25 protein-coding genes and 1 tRNA gene are annotated in these 21,956 nt (G+C 64.6%); 11 read left to right on the forward strand and 15 right to left on the reverse strand.

Going from position 1 to position 21,956, the window contains the following annotated elements:
• Position 1 precedes the first annotated feature (1 nt).
• The 12 genes from H3H39_RS01365 to gpmA all read right to left on the reverse strand — a co-directional run bounded on the left by H3H39_RS01365 (position 2) and on the right by gpmA (position 11,837).
• Positions 2–517 carry a type II secretion system protein M gene (locus tag H3H39_RS01365; RefSeq protein WP_182151466.1) on the reverse strand — a complete coding sequence of 172 codons (516 nt, stop codon included), beginning with the start codon at positions 515–517 and terminating at the stop codon, positions 2–4.
• On the reverse strand, positions 514–1,761 hold the full coding sequence (gene gspL / locus H3H39_RS01370) for a type II secretion system protein GspL (protein WP_182151467.1): 1,248 nt from the start codon (positions 1,759–1,761) through the stop codon (positions 514–516). Before gspL ends, H3H39_RS01365 begins: the two co-directional genes overlap by 4 nt.
• Before the next feature lie 27 nt (positions 1,762–1,788).
• Positions 1,789–2,739, reverse strand: coding sequence for a type II secretion system minor pseudopilin GspK (gspK, locus tag H3H39_RS01375; RefSeq protein WP_229217814.1), 951 nt, complete (start codon positions 2,737–2,739; stop codon positions 1,789–1,791).
• 20 nt (positions 2,740–2,759) lie between these two features.
• Positions 2,760–3,509 carry a PulJ/GspJ family protein gene (locus H3H39_RS01380; protein WP_229217815.1) on the reverse strand — a complete coding sequence of 250 codons (750 nt, stop codon included), beginning with the start codon at positions 3,507–3,509 and terminating at the stop codon, positions 2,760–2,762.
• Positions 3,506–3,901, reverse strand: coding sequence for a type II secretion system minor pseudopilin GspI (gene gspI / locus H3H39_RS01385; protein ID WP_182151469.1), 396 nt, complete (start codon positions 3,899–3,901; stop codon positions 3,506–3,508). Before gspI ends, H3H39_RS01380 begins: the two co-directional genes overlap by 4 nt.
• Before the next feature lie 3 nt (positions 3,902–3,904).
• Positions 3,905–4,369: a GspH/FimT family pseudopilin gene (locus tag H3H39_RS01390; protein WP_182151470.1), complete on the reverse strand. Its 465-nt coding sequence runs from the start codon at positions 4,367–4,369 to the stop codon at positions 3,905–3,907.
• 17 nt (positions 4,370–4,386) lie between these two features.
• On the reverse strand, positions 4,387–4,830 hold the full coding sequence (gene gspG, locus H3H39_RS01395) for a type II secretion system major pseudopilin GspG (RefSeq protein ID WP_182151471.1): 444 nt from the start codon (positions 4,828–4,830) through the stop codon (positions 4,387–4,389).
• Positions 4,831–4,991: 161 nt separating this feature from the next.
• Complete coding sequence (locus H3H39_RS01400; protein WP_182151472.1) at positions 4,992–7,130, reverse strand: amidohydrolase family protein; 2,139 nt, start codon at positions 7,128–7,130, stop codon at positions 4,992–4,994.
• A 63-nt stretch (positions 7,131–7,193) separates the two neighbouring features.
• On the reverse strand, positions 7,194–7,958 hold the full coding sequence (locus H3H39_RS01405; protein ID WP_182151473.1) for a HesA/MoeB/ThiF family protein: 765 nt from the start codon (positions 7,956–7,958) through the stop codon (positions 7,194–7,196).
• Positions 7,959–7,996: 38 nt separating this feature from the next.
• The gene (locus H3H39_RS01410) at positions 7,997–9,544 is read right to left on the reverse strand and encodes a S41 family peptidase (protein ID WP_182151474.1); all 1,548 of its coding nucleotides are present in this window, start codon (positions 9,542–9,544) and stop codon (positions 7,997–7,999) included.
• Between the two features lie 45 nt (positions 9,545–9,589).
• A complete protein-coding gene (locus H3H39_RS01415) occupies positions 9,590–11,020 on the reverse strand; it encodes a murein hydrolase activator EnvC family protein (protein WP_182151934.1) in 1,431 nt (476 codons plus the stop codon).
• Between the two features lie 70 nt (positions 11,021–11,090).
• Positions 11,091–11,837 carry a 2,3-diphosphoglycerate-dependent phosphoglycerate mutase gene (gpmA, locus tag H3H39_RS01420; protein ID WP_182151475.1) on the reverse strand — a complete coding sequence of 249 codons (747 nt, stop codon included), beginning with the start codon at positions 11,835–11,837 and terminating at the stop codon, positions 11,091–11,093.
• A 105-nt stretch (positions 11,838–11,942) separates the two neighbouring features.
• Between gpmA and H3H39_RS01425 the strand changes: the two genes are divergently transcribed.
• The 5 genes from H3H39_RS01425 (at position 11,943) to H3H39_RS01445 (ending at position 14,873) form a co-directional block, all read left to right on the forward strand.
• Entirely contained in the window at positions 11,943–12,344 is a 402-nt protein-coding gene (locus H3H39_RS01425; RefSeq protein WP_182151476.1) for a rhodanese-like domain-containing protein, read from the forward strand.
• A gap of 14 nt (positions 12,345–12,358) precedes the next feature.
• Positions 12,359–12,619, forward strand: a complete 261-nt coding sequence (gene grxC, locus H3H39_RS01430) for a glutaredoxin 3 (RefSeq protein WP_182151477.1) — start codon at positions 12,359–12,361, stop codon at positions 12,617–12,619.
• Between the two features lie 157 nt (positions 12,620–12,776).
• Entirely contained in the window at positions 12,777–13,253 is a 477-nt protein-coding gene (secB, locus tag H3H39_RS01435) for a protein-export chaperone SecB (RefSeq protein ID WP_182151478.1), read from the forward strand.
• A 77-nt stretch (positions 13,254–13,330) separates the two neighbouring features.
• The gene (locus H3H39_RS01440) at positions 13,331–13,774 is read left to right on the forward strand and encodes an SH3 domain-containing protein (RefSeq protein WP_182151479.1); all 444 of its coding nucleotides are present in this window, start codon (positions 13,331–13,333) and stop codon (positions 13,772–13,774) included.
• 46 nt (positions 13,775–13,820) lie between these two features.
• Positions 13,821–14,873 carry an NAD(P)H-dependent glycerol-3-phosphate dehydrogenase gene (locus H3H39_RS01445; protein WP_182151480.1) on the forward strand — a complete coding sequence of 351 codons (1,053 nt, stop codon included), beginning with the start codon at positions 13,821–13,823 and terminating at the stop codon, positions 14,871–14,873.
• Positions 14,874–15,007: 134 nt separating this feature from the next.
• Here H3H39_RS01445 and H3H39_RS01450 read toward each other — a convergent pair whose 3' ends face one another.
• Genes H3H39_RS01450 through mscL form a run of 3 tightly spaced genes read right to left on the reverse strand, consistent with a single transcriptional unit; the run spans position 15,008 to position 17,371 of the window.
• Entirely contained in the window at positions 15,008–15,697 is a 690-nt protein-coding gene (locus H3H39_RS01450) for a DUF2461 domain-containing protein (protein ID WP_182151481.1), read from the reverse strand.
• A gap of 42 nt (positions 15,698–15,739) precedes the next feature.
• On the reverse strand, positions 15,740–16,882 hold the full coding sequence (locus tag H3H39_RS01455; protein ID WP_182151482.1) for a trypsin-like peptidase domain-containing protein: 1,143 nt from the start codon (positions 16,880–16,882) through the stop codon (positions 15,740–15,742).
• Between the two features lie 54 nt (positions 16,883–16,936).
• Positions 16,937–17,371, reverse strand: a complete 435-nt coding sequence (gene mscL / locus H3H39_RS01460) for a large conductance mechanosensitive channel protein MscL (protein ID WP_182151483.1) — start codon at positions 17,369–17,371, stop codon at positions 16,937–16,939.
• 343 nt (positions 17,372–17,714) lie between these two features.
• On the opposite strand from mscL, the gene petA reads away from it, so the two are divergent.
• The 6 genes from petA (at position 17,715) to H3H39_RS01490 (ending at position 21,921) form a co-directional block, all read left to right on the forward strand.
• On the forward strand, positions 17,715–18,323 hold the full coding sequence (gene petA / locus H3H39_RS01465) for a ubiquinol-cytochrome c reductase iron-sulfur subunit (protein ID WP_182151484.1): 609 nt from the start codon (positions 17,715–17,717) through the stop codon (positions 18,321–18,323).
• A 1-nt stretch (position 18,324) separates the two neighbouring features.
• Entirely contained in the window at positions 18,325–19,737 is a 1,413-nt protein-coding gene (locus tag H3H39_RS01470) for a cytochrome b (protein WP_182151485.1), read from the forward strand.
• Between the two features lie 33 nt (positions 19,738–19,770).
• Entirely contained in the window at positions 19,771–20,535 is a 765-nt protein-coding gene (locus H3H39_RS01475) for a cytochrome c1 (RefSeq protein WP_182151486.1), read from the forward strand.
• A 118-nt stretch (positions 20,536–20,653) separates the two neighbouring features.
• Entirely contained in the window at positions 20,654–21,265 is a 612-nt protein-coding gene (locus tag H3H39_RS01480) for a glutathione S-transferase N-terminal domain-containing protein (RefSeq protein WP_017877976.1), read from the forward strand.
• An 80-nt stretch (positions 21,266–21,345) separates the two neighbouring features.
• Entirely contained in the window at positions 21,346–21,819 is a 474-nt protein-coding gene (locus H3H39_RS01485; RefSeq protein WP_182151487.1) for a ClpXP protease specificity-enhancing factor, read from the forward strand.
• A gap of 26 nt (positions 21,820–21,845) precedes the next feature.
• Positions 21,846–21,921: transfer RNA gene (locus tag H3H39_RS01490), tRNA-Thr, on the forward strand.
• Positions 21,922–21,956 lie beyond the last annotated feature (35 nt).

Below are 21,956 nucleotides of genomic sequence, written 5' to 3' on the forward strand. Positions count from 1 at the left end.
GTCATTGCGCGCCCGCCTGGTGCAGCGTCAGCGAGGCATCCACCTGGCCCGGCGTATTCTGAGCATTGAACACGGCCTCCTCGACCGTGATACGGCCGTCGCGGCGCTGGGTGGCCAGCCAATCCATCAGGCCGGGGAAGGACACATTATTCAGTTGCAGCCGCGCGTATTCGCCCGTGATGGCGACCGATTGCGCCGTCAGGCTGCGGGCCGCCAGACTGGCCGTGAGGCTGTCACGCGTCATGGCCGGCGGCGCCGCCACGGCCTGGCCTTTGAGTGCGGCCGCCTGCAACGCCAGCGCCTGCAATTCCGCCTCCTGCTGGCGCAACTGGGGCAATTCCTTGCGCAGCTTGGCACGCCCTTCCATGGCCGGCGCCACCAGCACGGCATAGGCCAGCGCCACGCCCACCACGGCACCGCCCACGGACAGGAACTTGCGCTCCTGTTCCGTGCGGGCCTGCCAGAACTGCTCCGCGCCGGCGCGGTACTGGGCCAGCGTCGCTTTCAATGTGCTCATGCTTTGCTCCCGGTGCCGACGCGGATCTTCCACACGCCGGGCGCCGCTTCCGACAAGTCCAGCTTGCGCGCGGCCAGCGCCGCGCGGATTTGGCCCATGGCGGCGGCATCGACCGTGTTGGGTTTGATTTTCACTTGCAGCGCGCGCTCGCGGTATTCCAGCGAGGCGATGATGTTCCGGTTCGGCAGGCCGTTGAGGGCTTCGCCGAAAGCCGCGCTCAGGGCGCCGAATTCGTCGCCCGCCAGCGCGCCGCTGTCGGCGCGGGCGGCCGCGATGTTCTTTCGCATCTGGGCGGCCGGATCGAGGATCACGGTTTCCCTGGGATAGGCGGCCTTGAAGATCTGCAGCATGGACTGCTGCACCTGGCCCGCCTCGCGCTTCATGCGCAGCCATTCGATATTCATGCCCGCCACGTTGACGGCCAGCGCCAGCACGGCCAGCCGCAACGGCCAGCGCCAGCGCTGCCACTGGCGCGCCGCCGTGCCGCTGGCGCCCACGGCGGCGGCCAGGTCCGGCGCGGCCGTGCGCGAGGCCGCGATCCAGTGTGCCCATTGGTCTTCCTGCAGGGTGATGGCGGGCTGCCCGGCCGGCTGCGCGAAAGCCAATGCCTCATAACGGCGCAATTCGGCGGCGGACAGGTACAGCGTGACGGGCGAATCGCCGGCCAGCGCGCGCAGCGTTTGCAGCACCGCTTCCGGCTGGGCCGGCAGGGCCAGGCCCAGGCCGTCCGTCTGCGACTGGCGCAGCGTCAGCTCGCAGCCGCCGTCGTTGCTGCTCAGCGCGGCCGACACGGCGCCCGGCTGCAGCGGCAGGCACAGTTGGGCCGGCAGCAGCGCGATGCTGTGCGCGCCCTGCGCCTGCAGCGCCTTGACCAGCACTTCCAGCCAGGCGCGCTGCGCCACGGCCACGGTGCGTTCGGCGCCGCCATCGAGCGCCGGGCCCACGGCCAGCACGCAGTCGGCCGGGTCGCCCAGGACGTGTTCTTCCACCAGCGCCGGCAGGGCCGCCTTCAGGCGTGCGGGCGACAACGGCGGCACGCTCACGCGCAGCAGCGTCACGTCCGGCGCGGCCAGCAGCAGCGTCACGCGGCGCGCGGAGGCCACCATGTCGGCCAGGCTGCCCAGCGGGGACGCACCCTGCTGCAGCACATTGCCGCCGTCGCCCACCAGCGCGAACGGGCAAGCCTGGGCCGCGCCGCTGTCGATGCTGGCCTTGGCCGGATAGCGGATAAATAGGGTAGTCAAAGGAGCTCGCTTTCGTGGTTCGCCATCTCAGTTTTGCCGTATCCAGACCAGGTCTGTCTTGTAATTCGCACCGTTCTCGCGCTGTATCAGCGCCTGCGCATCCAGGTTGGCGCGGTCCAGCCGCACCTTGCTCAACACCAGGAAATAGTCGCTCCTGATATCGATCCCCACCTTGGCGCTCACCTGCTTGCCGTACAACTTGCCTTTGTAGTCCTGCACGTTGTTGAAGTATGCCTGCTTGCGCTGATAGGCCAGGGCGGTCGCCTCGGCCATCGTGTAATTCTCCGGCAGCGCCGCCAGCAATTCCACCGGCGCCGTGTTGACGTTGATGTTCGTCTGCGCGGGCAGCACGATCACCAGATCACGCAAGCGCTCGATCGCCTGCGGCGTGAAGCCTGCCACGGCCAGCAAATCCTCGGCCCGCATCAATTCCATCGGCTCGGTGCCGGCCCGCACCGGCAGCGCGTTCTGCGCCGCCTGGCCCTGCGGCGCCGGTTGCTGCGCGCGCGCCACCTCGTCGGCCACGGCCTGCGCCAGCGAGCCGTCGAGCTGCAACACGGTCAGCAAGCGCTGGAACACGGCCACCTGGTCCACCACCGGCGCCCGGTTCACGGCAAGATTGGCCAGATTGTAACGCGACTGGGCGTCCGTCATCTGGCCCGACAAGGTCGCGTTGAAGTTTTCGCCTTCCACCCGTTCCCGCTCCACGTACTGGTCCAGCCGGGTTTCCGCCAGCGGCGTGGCCCACACGCCGTCCAGCGTCGTGACCTTGCCGCGGTCTATGCCGTCCTGGCGCAGGATCAGGCGCGCCCAGTCCAGCGCACCACGCAGGATCCAGCGCGTTTGCAATTGCAGACGTTGATTCTCCATCGACCGCACCTGTACCTGCTGCTGCCAGAACAGGCTGGCCACGATGGTCACGGCCAGCGTGGTCAGCAGCAACGCCGTGACCACGGCCACGCCGCGCTGACGCCGCAAATTTTGTCGGTGGCGCGCCATTACACGGCCCCCAGCAGGAAAATCTTGACCAGCGCCGTCGGCACGCCGGGCAACTGCAACGACACTTCCAGCCCCGTCGGCACGTTGTTGGACAGCGGCGCCGTCACCTGCGTGATGGTGGTCGGATTCGATCCCCCTGCCCCGCCGCCCCCCGCCGGCCCGCTGGCACCGCCCTGTCCGGCCGCACCACCCTGGCCGATCGCCACTTGCTGCTGACTCGTGGTTGGCAGCGTGACGCTGGTGGCCGCGCGCCAGCTACCGTTCTGCCACAGCCGCATGGTCATGCCATTCAAGCCCGTTTGCAAGGTGACGGCCGGTGCCGGATCGGTGTCGCTGCGCGCGCCCTGCCACAGCATGTCGAGCTGCGCCAGGTCGCGGGTGGCGGACGATTCGCGCCGCAGCAGCACACCGTCGCGCACGCGGTAGGACACCACTTGCAGGCGCGATGGCTCGTTCTCCGTCAGCACGGTACGTACCAGCGTCAAACGGTCCGTTTCGGCCAGCAGGTTGGTGCGGCCATGCAGCAGCGTGGTGGGCGCCAGGTTTTCGCAATCGCTCTGCATCTGCGCGAACGCCAGTTGCATGCCGCGGGTCTGCTCCATCTGCGCCGTCAACGCCTGGCGCGAACGGATGATGCCGTCCAGCCCGCGCCAGCCCAGCACGGCCACGATGGCCAGGATGGAAATGGCCACCAGCAGCTCGATCAGGGTGAAGCCGCGCCCACGCGGCCAATAGCGCGGCGCCATCATTGGTTCAGCACCAGTTGTACCAGCTTGATGATGCGGCGCTCGGGATTGTTCTGGTCCACCACGCTCACCTCGACCCGGCGCAGGCGCGGATTGGGGCTGGCGATCACCTCTTCCTGGCACACCAGCTGCAAGTCGCCCTGCGGACAGTCGAAGCTCTGCTTGCCCACGGCCGGGAAGGTGCGGGCCAGGCGGATCTGCACCAGCCGGTTCTCGGCCGACCAGGTGGCCATCATGGCGCTGCGCAGGCCGTTGCTGTTCTGGGTCAGGCTGCCCACGGCGCGCAGCGAGGCGCCCAGCGCCGTGCCGACGATGACCAGCGCCACCAGCACTTCCAGCAGCGTGAAGCCGCGCTGGCACTGGCGCGGGAGGGAGGATGGAATAAGCCGGCCCATGGTTCAGTCGACCGTGAAGTGGCCGATGCCGTCGGCGCGGATGGCGACGGTGCCGCTGTCGCTGGCCAGCGTCAGGACGAACGGTTTATCGACCGGCTCGCGACCGAAGGTGATGCGCAGACTGGCGCCAGGCATGGTGGACGGTGGGTCCAGCAGCAGCGTGATGGGGGCATGCTTGAATTCGCGCTCGCGCAGCAGGTCGTCACCGGTGACGGTCTGCCATTGCTGCTCGTTGCGGACCAGGAAACGGTAGCGGTCCGACTCCGCCTCGAACGCGATCAGGCGGTTACGCACGATGGCCTCGTCCCGCGCCAGTTGCAGCAGCAAGGCGATACGCTGGGCTTCCTGCTGCATGCCCTGCTGGCGGCTGGGCAGCACGTTGAGCGACACCAGCCCCAGCGTGACGCCCAGGATGACCATCACCACCAGCAGTTCGATCAGGGTGAACCCGCGCGGCGCGGCGCGCATGACAGATGGCTCCCGCCTTAATTGTCCCAGGAACCGATGTCGGCATCGTCGCCGGTGCCGCCCGGCTGGCCGTCGGCGCCCAGCGAGAACACGTCCACCTCACCCTTGATGCCGGGCGACAGGTACTGGTAGGGATTGCCCCACGGGTCTTTCGGCATCTTCTCCAGGTAGCCGCCGGCCTTCCAGCCGTTGGCGGCCGGCCCCGTGGTGGGCTTGCTCAGCAGCGCCTGCAGGCCCTGCTCCGTGGTCGGGTAGCGCTGGTTATCGAGCTTGTACAGCTTGAGCGCCTGCATCACGGTGGCGATATCGACCTTGGCCGCGGCGATTTTCGATTCGCCCGTGCGGCTGAGCAGCTTGGGCACGACCAGCGCGGCCAGCACACCCATGATGACCACCACCACCATGATTTCGATCAGCGTAAAGCCGCGTGCGACGCGGCGGGGGATGGACTGTTTTTTCATTGGACCGGCAAATGTAGGTTAAATATTTGAAAAGAGTGCTGAGTATAAGGCCGAACCGGCGCGGCCAGCAAAGCCGTGCTGGCGATTATGCACCAGCCACCCTTAAAGCCGCATTAGAGGATGGCCTCCACATGGCGGCGGCCCGCCGCCACGGCGCCGCCTCAGTCGCGCTGGCGGGCCAGCCCTTCGATGCGGGCGCGGGCGCCATCGTTGCCGCCGGCCGAGGCGTGGTTGGTGGACACGGGCGCCAGCGCCTGCACGGCCGGCGCATCCTGCACGAACGGCGCGATCCCCAGCGCCGCGTCGATCTCGCGCGGGTAGAGCAGGTAGCCACGCGTGATGACGGCGGCCACCTTGCGCACGTCGGCGATATCCTTGGTCGGGTCGCCGTCCACCAGCACCAGGTCGGCCAGCTTGCCCGGCGCGATGCTGCCCCGCTCATGGCTGGTGCGGGTGTAGCGGGCGCCGTTGCGGGTGGCCACTTGCAGCGCCTGGGCCGGCGTGAGGCCGGCCTTGACCAGCAATTGCAGTTCGGACTGCAGCGTGAAGCCGGCCAGGTCGTCCGTGCCGGCCACGATGGGCACGCCGGCGCGGTACAGGATGCCGACGAACTGCACCATCTTGGCGTACGACTTCGCGTAGCGCTGGTAGGTGGCGTCGTCCGCGATCTTCATGGTACCGACCGAGAAACCGCGCCTGACGTCCGGCGGCATGTGGTCCGCGATGGGGCCGAACGGTTCGCTCATGTCGCCGTCGCGCTGCTTGAAGAAGGCGAAGGCTGACAGGGTTGGATCGATGGAGATCTGTTTTTTGGCCAGTTCGGCCACGTAATCCCTGACCGGTTTGGAATTGAAGTCCAGGCCCGCCACTTTTTCCGCCGGCAGCGTAAAGCGCTCCAGAGTGCGCGTTTCCGTCGTCGGCGTGACGAGGAAGTTCAGCAGCACCTGGTTGATGTGCTGGATTTCGTCATAGCCCGCATCCAGCGCCTGCTGGGCGCGCAGCCCGGCTGGAATGTGGCCCGACACGCGCATGCCGCGGCTGTGGGCATAGGCCACCGTCTCCTTCAAAATCGCTTTCGGGAAGGAGTTGTAGATCTTGAGCTGCGGGTAGCCATGTTCGGCATACCAGTCGATCGCGTTCTTCGCCTGCGCCAGATCCTTGATGACGAAGCCGCCGTTGGCCGAATACGGGCTTTCGCCTTCCAGGAAGCCGGCCGGCACCACTTGCGGCGCCAGCAGCTTGCCGGCGTTGGTTTCGTCCAGCATCTGCTGCAACTGGGCGTTGTCGTTGCCCATGTCGCGCACGCTGGTCACGCCGGCCGCCAGGTTCAGCGCGCCGGACCAGCGGTCCACGTGGCCGTGCATGTCGAACAAGCCGGGCAGCATGACGCGGCCGGCCGCGTCGATCTGGTTGACGGCGCCGCGCACGGGCGCGCCCGCCGGCAGCACGGCCGTGATGCGGCCGCGCAGCACGTACACGTCGGACGGCGCGCCCACGGTGGCTTTTTCGCTGTCGAACACGCGCGCGTTGCGCACCACGGTCAGGCCATTGAGCGGGTGCTGCAACTGGGCCGCCGCGTCGGTGAGCATCTTGCTTTCGGCCGCCTTCTGGCGCGCCGCCAGCGCTTCGCCGTTGTGCTGCCAGCCCTGCTCCAGCATGGTGGCGAAACCGGGAATGACGACGCCGAACAAACGCGGCTTGGCGCCCGTGGTGGCCCAGTAGAACGACGGCGACAGGCCGATGCCCGTTTGCGCCAGCAACTGCACGGTCTGGGTTTGCGGGTGGGCCGGGTCGTCGCCCGTCACTGTCACCGTGTCGAGCACGCGCTGGCTCAGGGTACCGGATGGCAGCAGCGGCAGCTTGCCGTCGGCCGTGGCGGCCAGTGCGGCGATATTGGCCGACACCACTTCAAAGGAGCTGTTCAGCGGCAGGTAGGCGGCCGGGCCGCTGACGGTCTTGCCTCCCTGCTCGGAGGTGGACTTCCATTCGGCCTGGTCGCCCTTGCGTACGTAGTGTTCATTGACGGCGTTGCCGAAGGTGGAGCTGCCCTTGACCGTGTATTCCGTCATGGTGCCGTCCGCGCCCAGGCGGAATTGCTCGTCCAGTTCCGGACCTCGGCCGTTGTTCTTATAGCTGAAGCGCACCGTGGCCAGGCCATCGTCCTCGTGCCGCACCACTTGCTGGCCGATCTGCTTGCCGCTATCGGCCACGATCAGGTATTGGGTGGTGCTGGCGGCATGGGCGGACGCGCCGAACGCGGCGGCCAGGGCCAGGACCAACAGGGAAAGGCGGTTCAGCATCTGGGGGCTCCGTTTTTTGGGGAAGGGATGCAACGTCGTCTTGCATCGAATTTTTTTGCCGCGCTATGGGGCCGGCCGGTGGTGGCCGGCGCACACGGGACAGTCACCGTTGCGGGCCACGGCGATGCTGGTCCACTCCATGTGCAGGCCGTCGAGCAGCAGCAAACGGCCGGCCAGCGACTGGCCGATGCCCATGATCAGCTTGAGCGCTTCGGCCGCCTGCATGGCGCCCACCACGCCCACCAGCGGCGCGAATACGCCCATGGTGGAACAGGCCACGTCCTCGAATTTCTGGTCTTGCGGGAACAGGCAGGAGTAGCAGGGCTGGTCGCCGCCGCGCGGGTCGAACACGCTGACCTGGCCATCGAAGCGGATCACGGCGCCCGACACCAGCGGCTTGTTGTGGGCCACGCAGGCGCGGTTGACGGCGTGACGGGTGGCGAAGTTGTCGGTGCAATCGAGCACCACGTCGGCCGCCGCCACCAGTTCGGCCAGGCGAGCGTCGTCGACCCGCTCGACCAGGGCGTCGATGGCGATTTCGGGATTGATCTGTTCCAGCGTCAGGCGCGCCGAGGCGGCCTTGGGCTGGCCCACGCGCGCCGTCGTGTGGGCGATCTGGCGCTGCAGGTTGGTCAGGTCCACCGTGTCGTTGTCGACCAGAGTCAGCTGGCCCACGCCGGCCGAGGCCAAATACATGGCGGCCGGCGAACCGAGGCCGCCGGCGCCGATCACCAGCGCATGCGCCTGCAACAGGGCGGTCTGGCCTTCAATGCCGATTTCGTCGAGGAGGATGTGGCGCGAATAGCGCAGCAGTTGCGAGTCGTTCATCGGTCGGTTGACTGGACCGGCACTGGCGCGCCGGCCGCTTATTTTTTGATCGGAGCGTGCTTGGTGTCGGGTTTGGGGGCGGCCTTGGCGTCCGTCTTGGCGGCCGGGACGGCGTCCGGCTTGGCGTCGGATGTGGTTTCAGGCTTGGCTTCCGCTTTCGCGTCGGCCACGGCCGCGCCGTCCGCCTTGGCCAGCTTGACGGGCAGGCCCTTGAAGTGATTCAGCGCCTGCGCCAGCTGGAAGTCGTCCTTGGAGCCATATTCGAACGGCTTCTGCTTGCGGGCCGCGGCCAGCAGGCGCTGTTCCTCTTCCAGCTCGTCGCGCTTGTCGGCGCGGGCCACCACGCCGGGCGTGCCATCCTGGCCGTCATCGCCGCCCAGGTGCTTCTGCAGGTCGGCCTCGCGCACGCGCAAGCCGTTCAAGCCATCGCCGTCGGCCGTTTCGTCCACCAGCAGGTCGGGCACGATGCCCTTGGCCTGGATCGAACGGTTATGCGGCGTGTAGTAGCGTGCCGTGGTCAGCTTGACGGCGGTGTCGGCCGTCAGCTGGCGCAGCGTCTGCACCGAGCCCTTGCCGAAGGTTTGCGTCCCCATGATGATGGCGCGCTTGTAGTCCTGCAGCGCGCCGGCCACGATTTCCGAGGCCGAAGCGGAGCCGCCATTGACCAGCACCACCAGCGGCACGTCCTTGAGCGCGGCGGGCAGCTTGGCCAGCGGGTCGCCGCCATTGCGGCCGGCGTAGAACTCGCGGCGGCCGTAGAAAGTCTGTTTCGATTCAAGCAGTTGGCCGTTGGTGGAGACGATCACCGCATCCTTGGGCAGGAAGGCGGCCGAGACGCCGATCGCGCCCGGCACCACGCCGCCCGGATCGTTGCGCAGGTCCAGCACCATGCCCTTGATGTGCGGGTCCTGGGCGTACAGGGCGCCGATCTTGCGGGCCATGTCTTCCACGGTCGGTTCCTGGAACTGCGAGATGCGCACCCAGGCGTAACCGGGTTCGATCAACTTGGCCTTGACGCTCTGGACCCGGATCTCCTCACGCACGATGGTCAGCGTGAGCGGCTTGTCCAGCTCCTTGCGGGTGATGTTGAGCAGCACCTTGGAATGGGGCTCGCCGCGCATCCTCTTGACGGCTTCCTCCAGCGTGAGGCCCTTGATCGGGTTGCCGTCGATGCGGGTGATCAAATCGCCGGCCTTGATGCCGGCCTTGAACGCGGGCGTATCCTCGATCGGCGACACCACCTTGATGTAGCCATCCTCCATGCCCACTTCGATGCCGATGCCGACGAACTTGCCGGCCACCGTCTCGCGCATTTCCTTGAAGGCCTTCTTGTCCAGGTAGACGGAATGGGGGTCAAGCGAAGACACCATGCCGGAAATGGCTTCCGTCAGCAGCTTCTTGTCATCCACGTTTTCCACGTAGTCGGACTTGATCAGGCTGAACACGTCCGACAACTGGCGCAGTTCTTCCAGCGGCAGGGGCGACACGCCGGCCTTTTGGGCGATAGCGGAAAACTGCAGGGAAGCGGCGATGCCGGCCACCATGCCCAGGCCGATCAGGCCGAAACTCTTGACTTTGTTGCCCATGAAACCTCTGCGGCCTTTAACGGCTGACTAAAACGGCTGAAAATGCTAGAACCTGACCCAGCCAGCCGGATCAAACGGACGGCCCTGGTGGCGAAGCTCGAAGTATAAACCTGATTCCTCGTTACCGCCGCTGTTTCCGGCGCTGGCGATGGCGTCGCCGGCCTTGACGGCGTCGCCGGCCCGTTTCAGCAGCGACTGGTTATTGCCATAGATGCTCATGTACTGGCCGCCATGGTCGACGATGATGAGGTTGCCGAAGCCGCGCAGCCATTCCGCGAACACCACCCGGCCGCCGGCGATGGCGTGGATGTCCGCCCCTTCCGTGGCACGGATGAACACGCCCTTCCAGCTGGGGCCGTCGCCGCGCTTGGCGCCGAACTTGGCGGCCAGCTTGCCGGCCACGGGGGGGCGCAACTGGCCTTTCATGGCTTCGAACGCGCCGGCCGGGGCGGCCGGGGCCAGTGCGATGTCAGCCGGCTTGGCGGCTGGTTCGGGCTTCGGCTCCGGCTTGGGCTGCTGGGCCACCTTGGGTTCGTCCGCATCGATCGGTTCCAGCTTGACGGGCGGCTTGACTGGCGCTGGCTGCACCTTGCCGGCGCCGCTCTTGCCAGCCTTGGCCAGGCGTTCGCGTTCGGCACGGGCCTCGGCCTCGGCCGCGCGCGCCTTGGCCAGCGCCTGGGCTTTCGCTTCCGCGTCGGCCTTGGCCTTGGCGGCGCGGGCGGCGGCCAGTTCCTGCTGGCGGCGCTGCTCGGCAGCGGCGGCCTCGGCCTGTTCCTTGATCAGGCGCGACAGTTTGTCGACCAGGCCGGCCATGCGTTGCTCGTCCCGTTCCACATTGCCCACTTCCTTGCGCTGGGCCACCAGCCGCTTGGACAGCGTGGCCAGCAAGGCCGCGCGGCGGCCTTTTTCCTGTTCCAGCAAGGCTTTTTGCTGTAATTCTTCTTCCGCGATCTCGGCCAGCTCGTCCTTGGCGTTCTGCGCCTCGGCCTGGTTGGCTTCCACCGCCTTCAAATTGGCCCGCAACGCGTCCAGCAGACGGGCTTGTGCCTGCGATACATAAGCCAGCATCTGCAGGTCGCGGTTGATGCGGTTGGGGTTATCACCTGACAACAATAACTTGATGCGATCCTCATTGCCCGCCACGTACTGCTGGCGCAGCAGCCGGGACAGCTGCTGTTTCTGCTGCTCGACCGTCACCACCAGCCGGTCGTGTTCGACCGACAGGCGGGCCAGCCTGTCGTTGGTGGCGGCCTGCTCGGCCGTCAGGTCGCGCAGCGAGCGGTTGGCGTCGGAAATAGCTTGCTCGGACTCGGCCAGGGTGTCGGCCGCGTCATCCTTGGCCGATTCCGTCTTGCTGATGTCGCGCTTGAGGGCGGTGAGCTTTTGCTGCAAACCGGCGCGCTCGGCCTCGGCCGCCGCTTTCTGTCTGGCGCGTTCCGTGGTCCGGGCGTGCGCCGTGCCGCCGGCCAGGGCCATGGTCAGCAAAGCGCACAACAGGACAGCTACGCCGCGGCCACGGCCGCGGGGGAAATGAGGCAGCGGCAAATTACTTGGCCTTCCCTTGGTTGGCCACGGCCGCTTGCGCCGCCGCGATGGCGGCCGCGTCGCCCAGATAGTAGTGGCGGATCGGCTTGAGGTCGGCGTCCAGCTCGTACACCAGGGGCTGGCCGTTGGGGATGTTAAGGCCGACGATGTCCTCATCGCTGATGCCGTCGAGCATCTTGATCAGGGCGCGCAGGCTGTTGCCGTGGGCCGAGATCAGGATTTGCTTGCCGGCGCGGATGGCGGGAGCGATTTCCTCGTCCCAGGCCGGCATCACGCGGGCCACGGTGTCCTTCAGGCATTCGGTCAGCGGGATGGACGACTTGGGCAGGCCGGCGTAGCGCGGGTCGTTGAACGAGGTGCGGTCATCGTTCTCGGCCAGCGGTGGCGGCGGGGTGTCGTAGCTGCGGCGCCACACCAGCACCTGGTCGTCGCCGTACTTGGCGGCCGTTTCCGCCTTGTCCAGGCCCTGCAAGGCGCCGTAGTGACGCTCGTTGAGGCGCCAGTCATGCTTGATTGGCAAGTACATCATATCCATCGCGTCCAGCGTCAGCCACAGGGTGCGGATGGCGCGCTTGAGCACCGAGGTGTAGGCCAGGTCGAAGGTGAAACCGGCTTCCTTCAGGACGGCGCCGGCGGCCGTCGCTTCGGCGACGCCTTTTTCCGTCAGGTCGACATCGGTCCAGCCGGTGAAGCGGTTCGACAGGTTCCAGGTGGACTCGCCATGGCGCATGAATACGATTTTGTACATAGGACTATCTCAAAAAGGAGTGAACGGACAGAAAAACGTGGCTAACAGAACTCTTCCAGCCTTCTATTTTATAATGCGCGCATCAACTTCAACCATTGGACCACCGTGAAATTCTTCATTGATAACATTTTCATCATCGCCATCGTGCTTGTTTCGGGCGGCGCCCTGCTGTGGCCGGTCCTGACGCAACGGGGCAAACGCGCCTCGGCGCTGGAAGTGACCCGGTTGATTAATCGCGGTAAAGCCACCATTGTGGATGTACGCGACGCCACCGAGTTCGCCACCGGACACTTGCCTAACGCCAAGAACATTCCGCTGGCCGAGCTGGCCAAGCGGGTCGGCGAACTCGATGGCGCCAAGAGCAAGAGCGTGATCGTGGTGTGCCAGAGCGGCGCGCGCGCCGCCTCGGCCGCCGGCCTGCTGCAAAAAGCCGGTTTCGCCGACGTCGTCAATCTGGATGGTGGTGTTGCTGCGTGGAAAACCGCCGGCCTGCCGTTGTCGAAATAAAGGAAGGATGCCGCATGACTGCCCCTGTCACCCTGTATAGCACCGCCGTTTGCCCTTACTGCGTGCGCGCCGAGCGCCTGCTGGAAGCGAAAGGCGTGACCGCCATCAACAAGATCCGTGTCGACCTGGACCCTGAACAACGGGTGCTGATGATGGAACGCACCGGCCGCCGCACCGTGCCCCAGATTTACGTCGGCGAGACCCACGTCGGTGGCTTCGACGACCTGTACGCGCTCGACCAGGCCGGCGGCCTGGACCCCTTGTTAAAAGGTTAAAGCACCCCAAATACAACGCGCGGGCGGAAATCGTCGGAATTCGAATTGGTTTTGATACAATTGCCCTCGCGTTTGATTTGAGCCTTCCAGAAGACCTCGCAAACTAACTGATACGGGGCGGCCCGGCCGCCCGATTCCACTATAACGAAAGCGTTCCATGTCTGAAGAAAACCTGCAACCCGTATTCCAAATCCAACGCGTCTACCTGAAAGACATGTCGCTGGAACAACCGAATTCCCCAGCCATCTTCCTGGAGCAGGAAGCGCCAGCCATCGAAGTGGCACTGGACGTGGGCGCCGAGCCCCTGGCCGACGGCATCTTCGAGTCGACCGTGACCATCACCGTGACCGCCAAGATCAAGGATAAAGTGGCATTCCTGGTCGAAGGCAAGCAAGGCGGCATCTTCGAGGCACGCAACATTCCGGCCGAACAACTGGACCCACTGCTGGGTATCGGCTGCCCGAACATCGTCTACCCTTACCTGCGCGCCAACATCGCCGACATGATCACCCGTGCCGGCTTCCCGCCCGTGCACCTGGCTGAGATCAACTTCGAAGTGTTCTACCAGCAGCGCATGGCAGCGATGGCCGAAGCGGCCGCCAAGGCCAACGGCGACGCTACCCCAGCGCACTAAGCAGCACAGCTAGCACGACACTAGACCGGCGGCCCGCGTCCCACGCGCCCGCCGGTCTGTTACCTTTAAGGCAAGCAATGACTTTACCCCGTTGGATCGCAGGCGCCCTGCTGATGCTGGCCGCGGCCAGTAGCCAGGCGTTCGACTTCAAGACGGTGGGCGCGGCCCCGGCCATCCTGTACGATGCCCCCTCCACCAAGGGCGGCAAGCTGTTCATCGTGCCACGCGGCACGCCGCTGGAAGTGGTACTGACCTATGGCGACTGGGTCAAGGTGCGCGACCTGAGCGGCGAACTGGCGTGGACGGAAGCGAAAGGCCTGAGCGCCAAGCGCAACGTGATCGTACGCAGCGCCAACGTCAAGATCCGCGCCACGGCCGACGACAATGGCACCCCCGTGTTCACCGCCGACAAGGGCGTGCTGCTGGAACTGGTCGAACCGGCCGCCAGCGGCTGGGCCAAGGTGCGTCACCGCGACGGCCTGACCGGCTTTATCAAGAATACCGACATCTGGGGCCTGTGAGGCCCGGGCGGCATCGTGCCGCCCTTTCAACGCTGCGCGAGGCGCCATGCAAGACCAATCAAGCAATAAAACCGCGATCGTGCGCCACATCACCGTGCTGGGCGCCGGCGCCTGGGGCACGGCCGTCGCCATCGCCCTGGCCCAGCGCCATGCCGTGCGCCTGTGGGGGCGCGACACGGCCGCCATGCAAGCCATGGCCGCCGCCGGCGAGAACACCACTTACCTGCCCGGCTTCCCGTTTCCGGCCGGCCTGACTGTCGAACCCGATTTCGACGCGGCCCTGGCCCATGCGGCCAGCCCGGACGGCCTGCTGATCGCGGCCTGCCCCGTGGCCGGCTTGCGCCCGCTGCTGGAACAACTGAAAACCCGCCCCATCGCCAACCTGGTATGGCTGTGCAAGGGCTTTGAATACGGCACCGGCCTGCTGCCGCACCAGATCGTGCGCCAGGTGCTGGGCGCTACGGTGCCGGCCGGCGCCCTGTCCGGCCCTTCGTTCGCGCAGGAAGTGGCGCGCGGCCTGCCGTGCGCGCTGACCATCGCCTCCGACTCGGCGCCACTGCGCGAGGCGGTGGTATCGGCCGTGCATGGCGGCAATATCCGCGTGTATGTCAGCACCGACCTGGTGGGGGTGGAGGTGGGCGGCGCCGTCAAGAATATCCTGGCCATCGCCACCGGCGTGGCCGACGGCCTGGGCCTGGGCTTGAACGCGCGCGCGGCCCTGATCACGCGCGGTCTGGCGGAAATCACGCGGCTCGGCACCCGTCTGGGTGGCCAGGTGGAAACCTTCATGGGCCTGACGGGCATGGGCGATTTGATCCTGACCTGCACCGGCGACCTGTCGCGCAACCGGCGCGTGGGCCTGGGGCTGGCGCAGGACAAGCCGCTGGACGTGATCGTGCATGAACTCGGTCATGTGGCCGAGGGCGTGCCATGCGCCAAGGCCGTGCGCGAACTGGCCGGCACGCTGGGGGTAGACATGCCGATCACCAATGCCGTGGCCGGCGTGCTGTTTGACGGCGTGCCGCCCAAGGCCATGGTGGCGCGGCTGCTGGCGCGCGACCCGCGCGATGAGAAGATCGCGCCCGCCAACGGCAATTAAAGTGAACTTGCCTTAGAAGCAAGAGGCGGGGTCAGTTCCGAGAGGCGGGGTCAGTTCCGGCAACATGCCAAATTAATGGCACGATGCCGGAACTGACCCCGCTTTTTCGCGCTTTTTCGCTTTTCGTAGCGGCCTTATTCGGCCACGTCCTCTTCCTTGGCTTGCCGCATCCAGCTCACCAGCGCGAACGCATCCTGCATGCCGGCGGCGATGGTGGGCACCACCTGCTCCGGCCGGTTGATCGGCAAATCAATTTCCGTCCACACGAAGAAACTTTTCAGCTTGATGTACTCGATGTGCTCGGCCTCGGGGTCGAAGCCCTTGGGCGGACGCATCAGCTTGCCTTCGTTCTGGATGTCGCCAAAGGTGGCGCGCAGGCGCTTGTTCTTGAGCACCTTGGTGAAGCCGGCCGCGTCATCGACCATGAGCTGGCGCAAGGCGCGCAGCCGGCCCGGCGGCGGCATGTACTCGCCGGCGCCGAACAGCAGCTTGCCGTTGCCATCCATCTGCATGTAATACGTGGGGCCGCCCGCCTTGCTGGGGCGGCGCATGTCGTTGGGCGCGATAGCGGCCGAGAAGCGGGTCTTATACGGGCTCTTGTCGTTGGCGAAGCGCACGTCGCGGTTGATGCGGAACATGGCTTTCTTGGGATTGCAGAACTTGACGGCCGGATCGAACTTGCCGAGCGCGGCGATCAGCTCGGTGACCACTTGCAGGAATTCCTCGCGCAGGATGTCATAGCGCGGCTTGTTCATGATGAACCAGGGACGGTTGTTGTTGTCTTCCAGTTCTTTAAGGTATTGGGTCAGGTCGCGCAGATGCATGCAGGTTCCGATGAATTGTAGGGACCGCGCCGGGGCGCGGCTTTATTTGACGCCGGCCGGCCGCTTGCCCACCACGATGTCGAGCGTGGTTTCGCGGCTCTTGCGCAGCACCGTCATTTTGGCGTTGCCGCCCGGCGTGAGCTGGGCGATCAGGTTCAGTACTTCGTTGGTGTCGGCCACCGGCCGCCCTTCCACCGACAGCAGGATGTCACCCGGTTTCATGCCGCCCTTGTCGGCCGGGCCGTTGCGCACCACGCCGGCGATGATGGCGCCGCTCTGCCGGCTCAGGCCGAAGCTTTCCGCCAGTTCCGGCGTGATTTCCTGGGTTTCCACCCCGATCCAGCCGCGCACCACGTGGCCGGACTTGATGATGGCGTCCATCACCGAACGGGCCGTGGAGACGGGAATGGCGAAGCCGATGCCGACCGAACCGCCCGTCTGCGAATAAATGGCCGAGTTGATGCCCAGCAGGTTGCCGTTGGTGTCGATCAGGGCGCCACCCGAGTTGCCGAAGTTGATGGCGGCGTCGGTCTGGATGAAGTTTTCGAAATGGTTGATGTGCAGGTTGTTGCGGCCCAGCGCGGAAATAATGCCCATGGTGACAGTCTGCCCCACGCCGAACGGGTTGCCGATGGCCAGCACCACGTCACCCACCTGGGCTTGCTCCGGCTGGCCCAGCACGATCACGGGCAGCTTGTCGAGGCCGATCTTGATGACGGCCAGGTCCGTTTCCGGATCCGTGCCCACCACCTTGGCGGCGGCCTTGCGGCCGTCGGCCAGCACCACTTCGATCTCGTCGGCCGCCTCCACCACATGGTTGTTGGTCAGGATATAGCCTTCCGGACTGACGATGACGCCGGAACCGAGGCTCGATTCCTCATCGTCCGGCTCGCCGTCGCGGTCGCCGAAGAATTTCTTGAAGAAGGGGTCGCGCAGCAAATGCTTGCCGCGCCGGGGTGCCTTGCTGGTGAGAATGTTGACCACGGCCGGCATGGCGCGCGCCGCCGCCGCGCGGTAACTCCCCGAGGTGTGGGCCGACGACGCAGGCAAGGCCAGCGCCGGCGCCGGGCCGGCGGACATGGGGATACGTCCACCGACGGCCCCGTTGCCCAGGGCCGTATAGACGAAATACAGTGCCAACACGATGGTCACCGTTTGCGCAAACAATAACCACAGTCGTCGCATAGCGTTTCTATCAGGTGGACATGCCGCGCTTCAAGGCGCGGGCATGGCCGGGGTCTAGCGGGTCTTCAGGGCGTCGCGGATTTCGCGCAGCAGCACCACGTCTTCCGGCGTGGCCGGCGCCGCTTCCGGCTCGGCCGGCTTGGCAGCTTCGGTCAGGTGGCGGGCCTTGTTCATCAGGCGCACCATCTGGAAGATCACGAACGCCAGTATCAGGAAGTTTAGCAGGATGGTGGCGAAGTTACCGTACGCGAGGACAGCGCCCAGCTTTTTCGCCTCCGCCAGGCTCAGGGCCGGGTTCTGGCCATTCAAGGGCAAATAGTAGTTGGCGAAATCGAGGCCGCCGAACAGCTTGCCGATGGGCGGCATGATGATGTCTTGCACGAGGGAGTCGACGATCTTGCCGAACGCGCCACCGATGATCACACCGACGGCCAGGTCGACCACGTTGCCCTTCATCGCGAACTCTTTAAATTCCTGCATCATTGGCATTTTACTATCCTCGCTGTGTGGTCAATTTTGAACAAAGTTGCGTCTGGATCATACTATTGTTTCAATAAGAAGCCAAACAGGGCACAGAGTTGCACTCAACGCATGCAATTTAGGCTATAAGCTTGATTTGCATCAATTAAACCGGGCAAGCGCTCACAGTTCGGGGTGGGTGGCGACAATTCAAGCCTTGAGTGGCCCTGGCTTGATTTCACTTACGGTCTGGGAAAGGTTTTTGCTTTAACTCGCAACACGGTTCACATATAATTTAAGGTTGCTAGCGCCTATATTAGCGCATCGTAAAGATTTCGCGTTTTGTTCGCATTTTGACTTGATTGGGGTTTGTATGAGTAACGAAAAGCAGGTCGATTCCGGCCGACGTGGCTTGCTCGTCGCCACGTGTGCGGCGGGCAGTGTGGTCGGTGTAGGCACCGCAGGAGCCTTGGTAAGTACCTTCCAGCCGTCGGAGCGGGCGAAAGCCGCTGGCGCGCCGGTGGAAGTGGATATCTCCACCCTCAATCCGGGCGAGATGAAAACAGTGGAATGGCGCGGCAAGCCCGTGTGGATCCTCAAGCGCACGCCGGAAATGATCGCCTCGCTCAAGCAGACCGACGGCAAGGTGGCGGACGCCGAATCGAAACGTAACCCGGCCGAATTCACGCCCGAGTATGCGCGCAACGAACACCGTTCGATCAAGCCGGAAATCCTGGTGGCGGTCGGCATTTGCACCCACCTCGGTTGCTCGCCATCGTCCAAGTTCACCCCCGGTCCGCAGCCATCGCTGCCGGACGACTGGGCTGGCGGCTTCCTGTGCCCATGCCACGGTTCGACCTTCGACATGGCCGGCCGCGTGTTCAAGAACAAACCCGCACCGGACAACCTGCAAGTGCCGCGCCATATGTACCTGAGCGACACCAAGCTGGTCATCGGTAAAGACGAAAAGGGCGAGGCATAATATGGCGGCATTTAAAGAAACCAAATTCCCCGCCGACGCACCGGCCGCGCAAAAGGCGCTGGGCTGGGTCGACGACCGCTTCCCGCTGACCAAGCTGTGGAACGACCAATGGGGCAAGTACTACGCGCCGAAAAACTTCAACTTCTGGTACATCTTCGGTTCGCTGGCCATGCTGGTGCTGGTGCTGCAGATCGTCACCGGTATCTTCCTGACCATGCACTACAAGCCGGACGCCGCGCTGGCCTTCGGTTCGGTCGAATACATCATGCGTGAAGTACCGTGGGGCTGGCTGGTGCGCTATATGCACTCGACCGGCGCTTCGTCGTTCTTCATCATCGTCTACCTGCACATGACGCGCGGCCTGATGTACGGTTCCTACCGCAAGCCACGTGAACTGATCTGGCTGTTCGGTTTCGCCATCTTCCTGTGCCTGATGGCCGAAGCGTTCTTCGGCTACCTGCTGCCATGGGGCCAGATGTCGTACTGGGGCGCGCAAGTGATCGTCAACCTGTTTGGCGCCATCCCCTTCATCGGCCCAGACCTGTCGCTGTGGATCCGTGGTGACTACGTGGTGTCCGACGCCACCCTGAACCGCTTCTTCGCATTCCACGTGATCGCCATTCCACTGGTCCTGCTGGGCCTGGTCGCCGCTCACCTGATCGCGCTGCACGAAATCGGTTCGAGCAACCCGGACGGCATCGAAGTGAAGGAAAACCTGGGTCCGGACGGCCATCCAGTCGATTCCATCCCATCGCATCCGTACTACACCGTGCACGACCTGTTCGGCGTGTCCGTGTTCCTGACCATCTTCAGCGCCGTGGTGTTCTTCGCGCCGGAAATGGGCGGCTACTTCCTGGAGTACAACAACTTCCTGCCAGGCGACTCGCTCAAGACCCCGCTGCACATCGCGCCTACCTGGTACTTCACGCCGTTCTACTCGGTGCTGCGCGCCACCACGGCTGACTTCATGTACGTGCTGATGTTCGGCACCGCGGCCTATGTGTCGTTCGTGTGGCTCAAGTCCAGCCTGCCAAGCAAGGTCAAGGCGGCCATCGCCGGTATCGCGCTGCTGGCCATCATCGGCATGCTGCCGCAGGTGCTGGACGCGAAGTTCTGGGGTGTGGTGTTCTTCGGCGGTTCGGTCGTGATCCTGGCGTTCCTGCCATGGCTGGACCACTCGCCGGTGAAATCGATCCGCTACCGTCCTGACTGGCACAAATATGTATACCTGCTGTTCGGTCTGTCGTTCCTGACCCTGGGCTACCTGGGTACCCAGCCGCCGACGGAAACCAAGACCATGGTTGCGCAAGTGTGCACGCTGTTCTACTTCAGCTTCTTCCTGCTGATGCCGTGGTGGAGCACCATGGGTAGCTTCAAGAAAGTGCCGGACCGTGTGACGTTCCACGCGCACTAAGCCGACCCACGCTCAGCACTCAAAGGACATTACATGAATTTCACGAAGAAACTGCTCGCGATCCTGGCATTGCTGCCAGGCCTGGCACTGGCCAACGAAGGTGGCTATCCGCTGGACAAGGCGCCTGACCGTTCCAACAACATGGCCGCCCTGCAAAACGGCGCCAAGCTGTTCGTCAACTATTGCCTGAACTGCCACAACGCCTCCTCCATGCGCTACAACCGCCTGAAGGACCTGGGCCTGACGGAAGACCAGATCAAGGCCAACCTGCTGTTCACCGGGGAAAAAGTGGGCGACATGATGACCACCACCATGCAGGCCAAAGATGCGAAAGCATGGTTCGGCGTGGTGCCGCCCGACCTGTCCGTGATCGCCCGCGCCAAGGCGTCGGGCGCCGGCACCGGCGGCGACTATCTGTACACCTACCTGCGCACCTTCTACAAGGATGACACCCGCCCCACCGGCTGGAACAACCTGGTGCTGGCCAATGTGGCCATGCCGCACGTGTTGTGGGAATTGCAAGGCGCGCAGACGGCCAAGATGGAAGAGGTGGACGATCCGCATGAACCAGGCAAGAAAGTGCACCATTTCGCCGGCTTCGAGCAAGTCACGCCGGGCAAGCTGTCCAAGATCGAGTATGATACGGCCGTCGCCGATCTGGTAGGCTACATGGAATGGATGGCTGAACCTGCCCAAGGTACCCGCAAGCGCCTCGGCGTGGCGGTGGTCCTGTTCATGTCGCTGTTCGCCCTGCTGGCATGGCGCTTGAACGCTTCCTACTGGAAAGAAGTCAAATAAGATTGTGCGCCGCCGCCGCGTGTGGCGGCGCATGTGTTTGTGTGGCCCGCGTTGGCGGGCGATCCAGGGTGATCCGTTTTGACGGATTCACCCTCTTTGTTTCTAAGGAACTATAAAAATGATGGTTCTCTATTCGGGCACGACCTGCCCATTTTCCCAGCGCTGCCGCCTGGTCCTGTTTGAAAAAGGCATGGACTTCGAAGTGCGCGACGTCGACCTGTTCAACAAGCCGGAAGACATTTCGACCATGAACCCGTATGGCCAGGTACCGATCCTGGTCGAGCGCGAACTGATCCTGTACGAATCGAACATCATCAATGAGTACATCGACGAGCGCTTCCCGCACCCGCAACTGATGCCGGCCGACCCGCTGATGCGCGCCCGTGCCCGTCTGATGCTGTTCAACTTCGAAAAAGAACTGTTCGTCCACGTGCATGTGCTGGAAAGCGAACGCGCCAAGGGCAACGACAAGAGCCACGACAAGGCCCGCGCGGAAATCCGCGACCGCCTGACGACGCTGGCGCCGCTGTTCCTGAAGAACAAGTACATGCTGGGCGACGAGTTCTCGATGCTGGACGTGGCCGTGGCCCCGCTGCTGTGGCGCCTGGATCACTACGGCATCGAACTGTCGAAGACGGCCGCGCCGCTGATGAAGTACGCCGAGCGCATCTTCTCGCGTCCCGCCTACATCGAAGCGCTGACCCCGTCGGAAAAGGTCATGCGCCGTTAATCGCGCCGACCGCCTCAATTGAAGTATTGGCGCGCCGCGGCCCACAGCGGCGGCGCGCCGCGTTTTACTGCTGACTCATCATGTCCGAAATTTCAACCAAGCCCTACATGCTGCGCGCCATCTACGAATGGTGCACCGATAGCGGCTACACCCCGTATCTGGCCGTCAAGGTCGATGGCGCGACCACGGTACCGATGGAATATGTGAAGAAGGGCGAGATCGTCCTCAACATCAGTTTCGGCGCCACCTCCGGCCTCAAGATGGACAACGACAGCATCCGTTTCCACGCCCGCTTTGGCGGCGTATCGCGTGAAATCTTCGTCCCGGTCAACAATGTGATGGCCATCTACGCCAACGAGAATGGCCAGGGCATGGCGTTCGAGACCCAGCTCGGTTATAGCGAAGCGGCGCCGGAAGCGGCCCCGTCTGCACCGTCGCTGGCCGCCGTGCCATCGGCCCAGAGCGAGCCCGACAGCGTTACCACCAGCGCGCCGGACGACGATACCGACCCGCCCAAAAAGGGTGGCCGCCCCACCCTCACGCGAATTAAATAAGCTATAATCCGCACCGTACAAGTTTCGCCGACTTAGCTCATTTGGTAGAGCAGTTGATTTGTAATCATCAGGTGGCCAGTTCGAAACCGGCAGTCGGCACCAGAAATTAGCAGTAAAAACAAAGGGTTGCGACTGAT

The sequence above is a fragment of the Rugamonas apoptosis genome, from assembly GCF_014042355.1.
Lineage (GTDB): Bacteria > Pseudomonadota > Gammaproteobacteria > Burkholderiales > Burkholderiaceae_D > Rugamonas > Rugamonas apoptosis.

Coding starts and splice junctions, on each gene's coding strand:
- H3H39_RS01365 (WP_182151466.1), bottom strand. CDS start 517: ATGAGCACATTGAAAGCGACGCTGGCCCAGTACCGCGCCGGCGCGGAG.
- H3H39_RS01380 (WP_229217815.1), bottom strand. CDS start 3,509: ATGATGGCGCCGCGCTATTGGCCGCGTGGGCGCGGCTTCACCCTGATC.
- gspI (WP_182151469.1), bottom strand. CDS start 3,901: ATGGGCCGGCTTATTCCATCCTCCCTCCCGCGCCAGTGCCAGCGCGGC.
- H3H39_RS01390 (WP_182151470.1), bottom strand. CDS start 4,369: ATGCGCGCCGCGCCGCGCGGGTTCACCCTGATCGAACTGCTGGTGGTG.
- gspG (WP_182151471.1), bottom strand. CDS start 4,830: ATGAAAAAACAGTCCATCCCCCGCCGCGTCGCACGCGGCTTTACGCTG.
- H3H39_RS01400 (WP_182151472.1), bottom strand. CDS start 7,130: ATGCTGAACCGCCTTTCCCTGTTGGTCCTGGCCCTGGCCGCCGCGTTC.
- H3H39_RS01405 (WP_182151473.1), bottom strand. CDS start 7,958: ATGAACGACTCGCAACTGCTGCGCTATTCGCGCCACATCCTCCTCGAC.
- H3H39_RS01410 (WP_182151474.1), bottom strand. CDS start 9,544: ATGGGCAACAAAGTCAAGAGTTTCGGCCTGATCGGCCTGGGCATGGTG.
- H3H39_RS01415 (WP_182151934.1), bottom strand. CDS start 11,020: ATGGCCCTGGCCGGCGGCACGGCGCACGCCCGGACCACGGAACGCGCC.
- gpmA (WP_182151475.1), bottom strand. CDS start 11,837: ATGTACAAAATCGTATTCATGCGCCATGGCGAGTCCACCTGGAACCTG.
- grxC (WP_182151477.1), top strand. CDS start 12,359: ATGACTGCCCCTGTCACCCTGTATAGCACCGCCGTTTGCCCTTACTGC.
- secB (WP_182151478.1), top strand. CDS start 12,777: ATGTCTGAAGAAAACCTGCAACCCGTATTCCAAATCCAACGCGTCTAC.
- H3H39_RS01440 (WP_182151479.1), top strand. CDS start 13,331: ATGACTTTACCCCGTTGGATCGCAGGCGCCCTGCTGATGCTGGCCGCG.
- H3H39_RS01445 (WP_182151480.1), top strand. CDS start 13,821: ATGCAAGACCAATCAAGCAATAAAACCGCGATCGTGCGCCACATCACC.
- H3H39_RS01450 (WP_182151481.1), bottom strand. CDS start 15,697: ATGCATCTGCGCGACCTGACCCAATACCTTAAAGAACTGGAAGACAAC.
- H3H39_RS01455 (WP_182151482.1), bottom strand. CDS start 16,882: ATGCGACGACTGTGGTTATTGTTTGCGCAAACGGTGACCATCGTGTTG.
- mscL (WP_182151483.1), bottom strand. CDS start 17,371: ATGCCAATGATGCAGGAATTTAAAGAGTTCGCGATGAAGGGCAACGTG.
- petA (WP_182151484.1), top strand. CDS start 17,715: ATGAGTAACGAAAAGCAGGTCGATTCCGGCCGACGTGGCTTGCTCGTC.
- H3H39_RS01470 (WP_182151485.1), top strand. CDS start 18,325: ATGGCGGCATTTAAAGAAACCAAATTCCCCGCCGACGCACCGGCCGCG.
- H3H39_RS01475 (WP_182151486.1), top strand. CDS start 19,771: ATGAATTTCACGAAGAAACTGCTCGCGATCCTGGCATTGCTGCCAGGC.
- H3H39_RS01480 (WP_017877976.1), top strand. CDS start 20,654: ATGATGGTTCTCTATTCGGGCACGACCTGCCCATTTTCCCAGCGCTGC.
- H3H39_RS01485 (WP_182151487.1), top strand. CDS start 21,346: ATGTCCGAAATTTCAACCAAGCCCTACATGCTGCGCGCCATCTACGAA.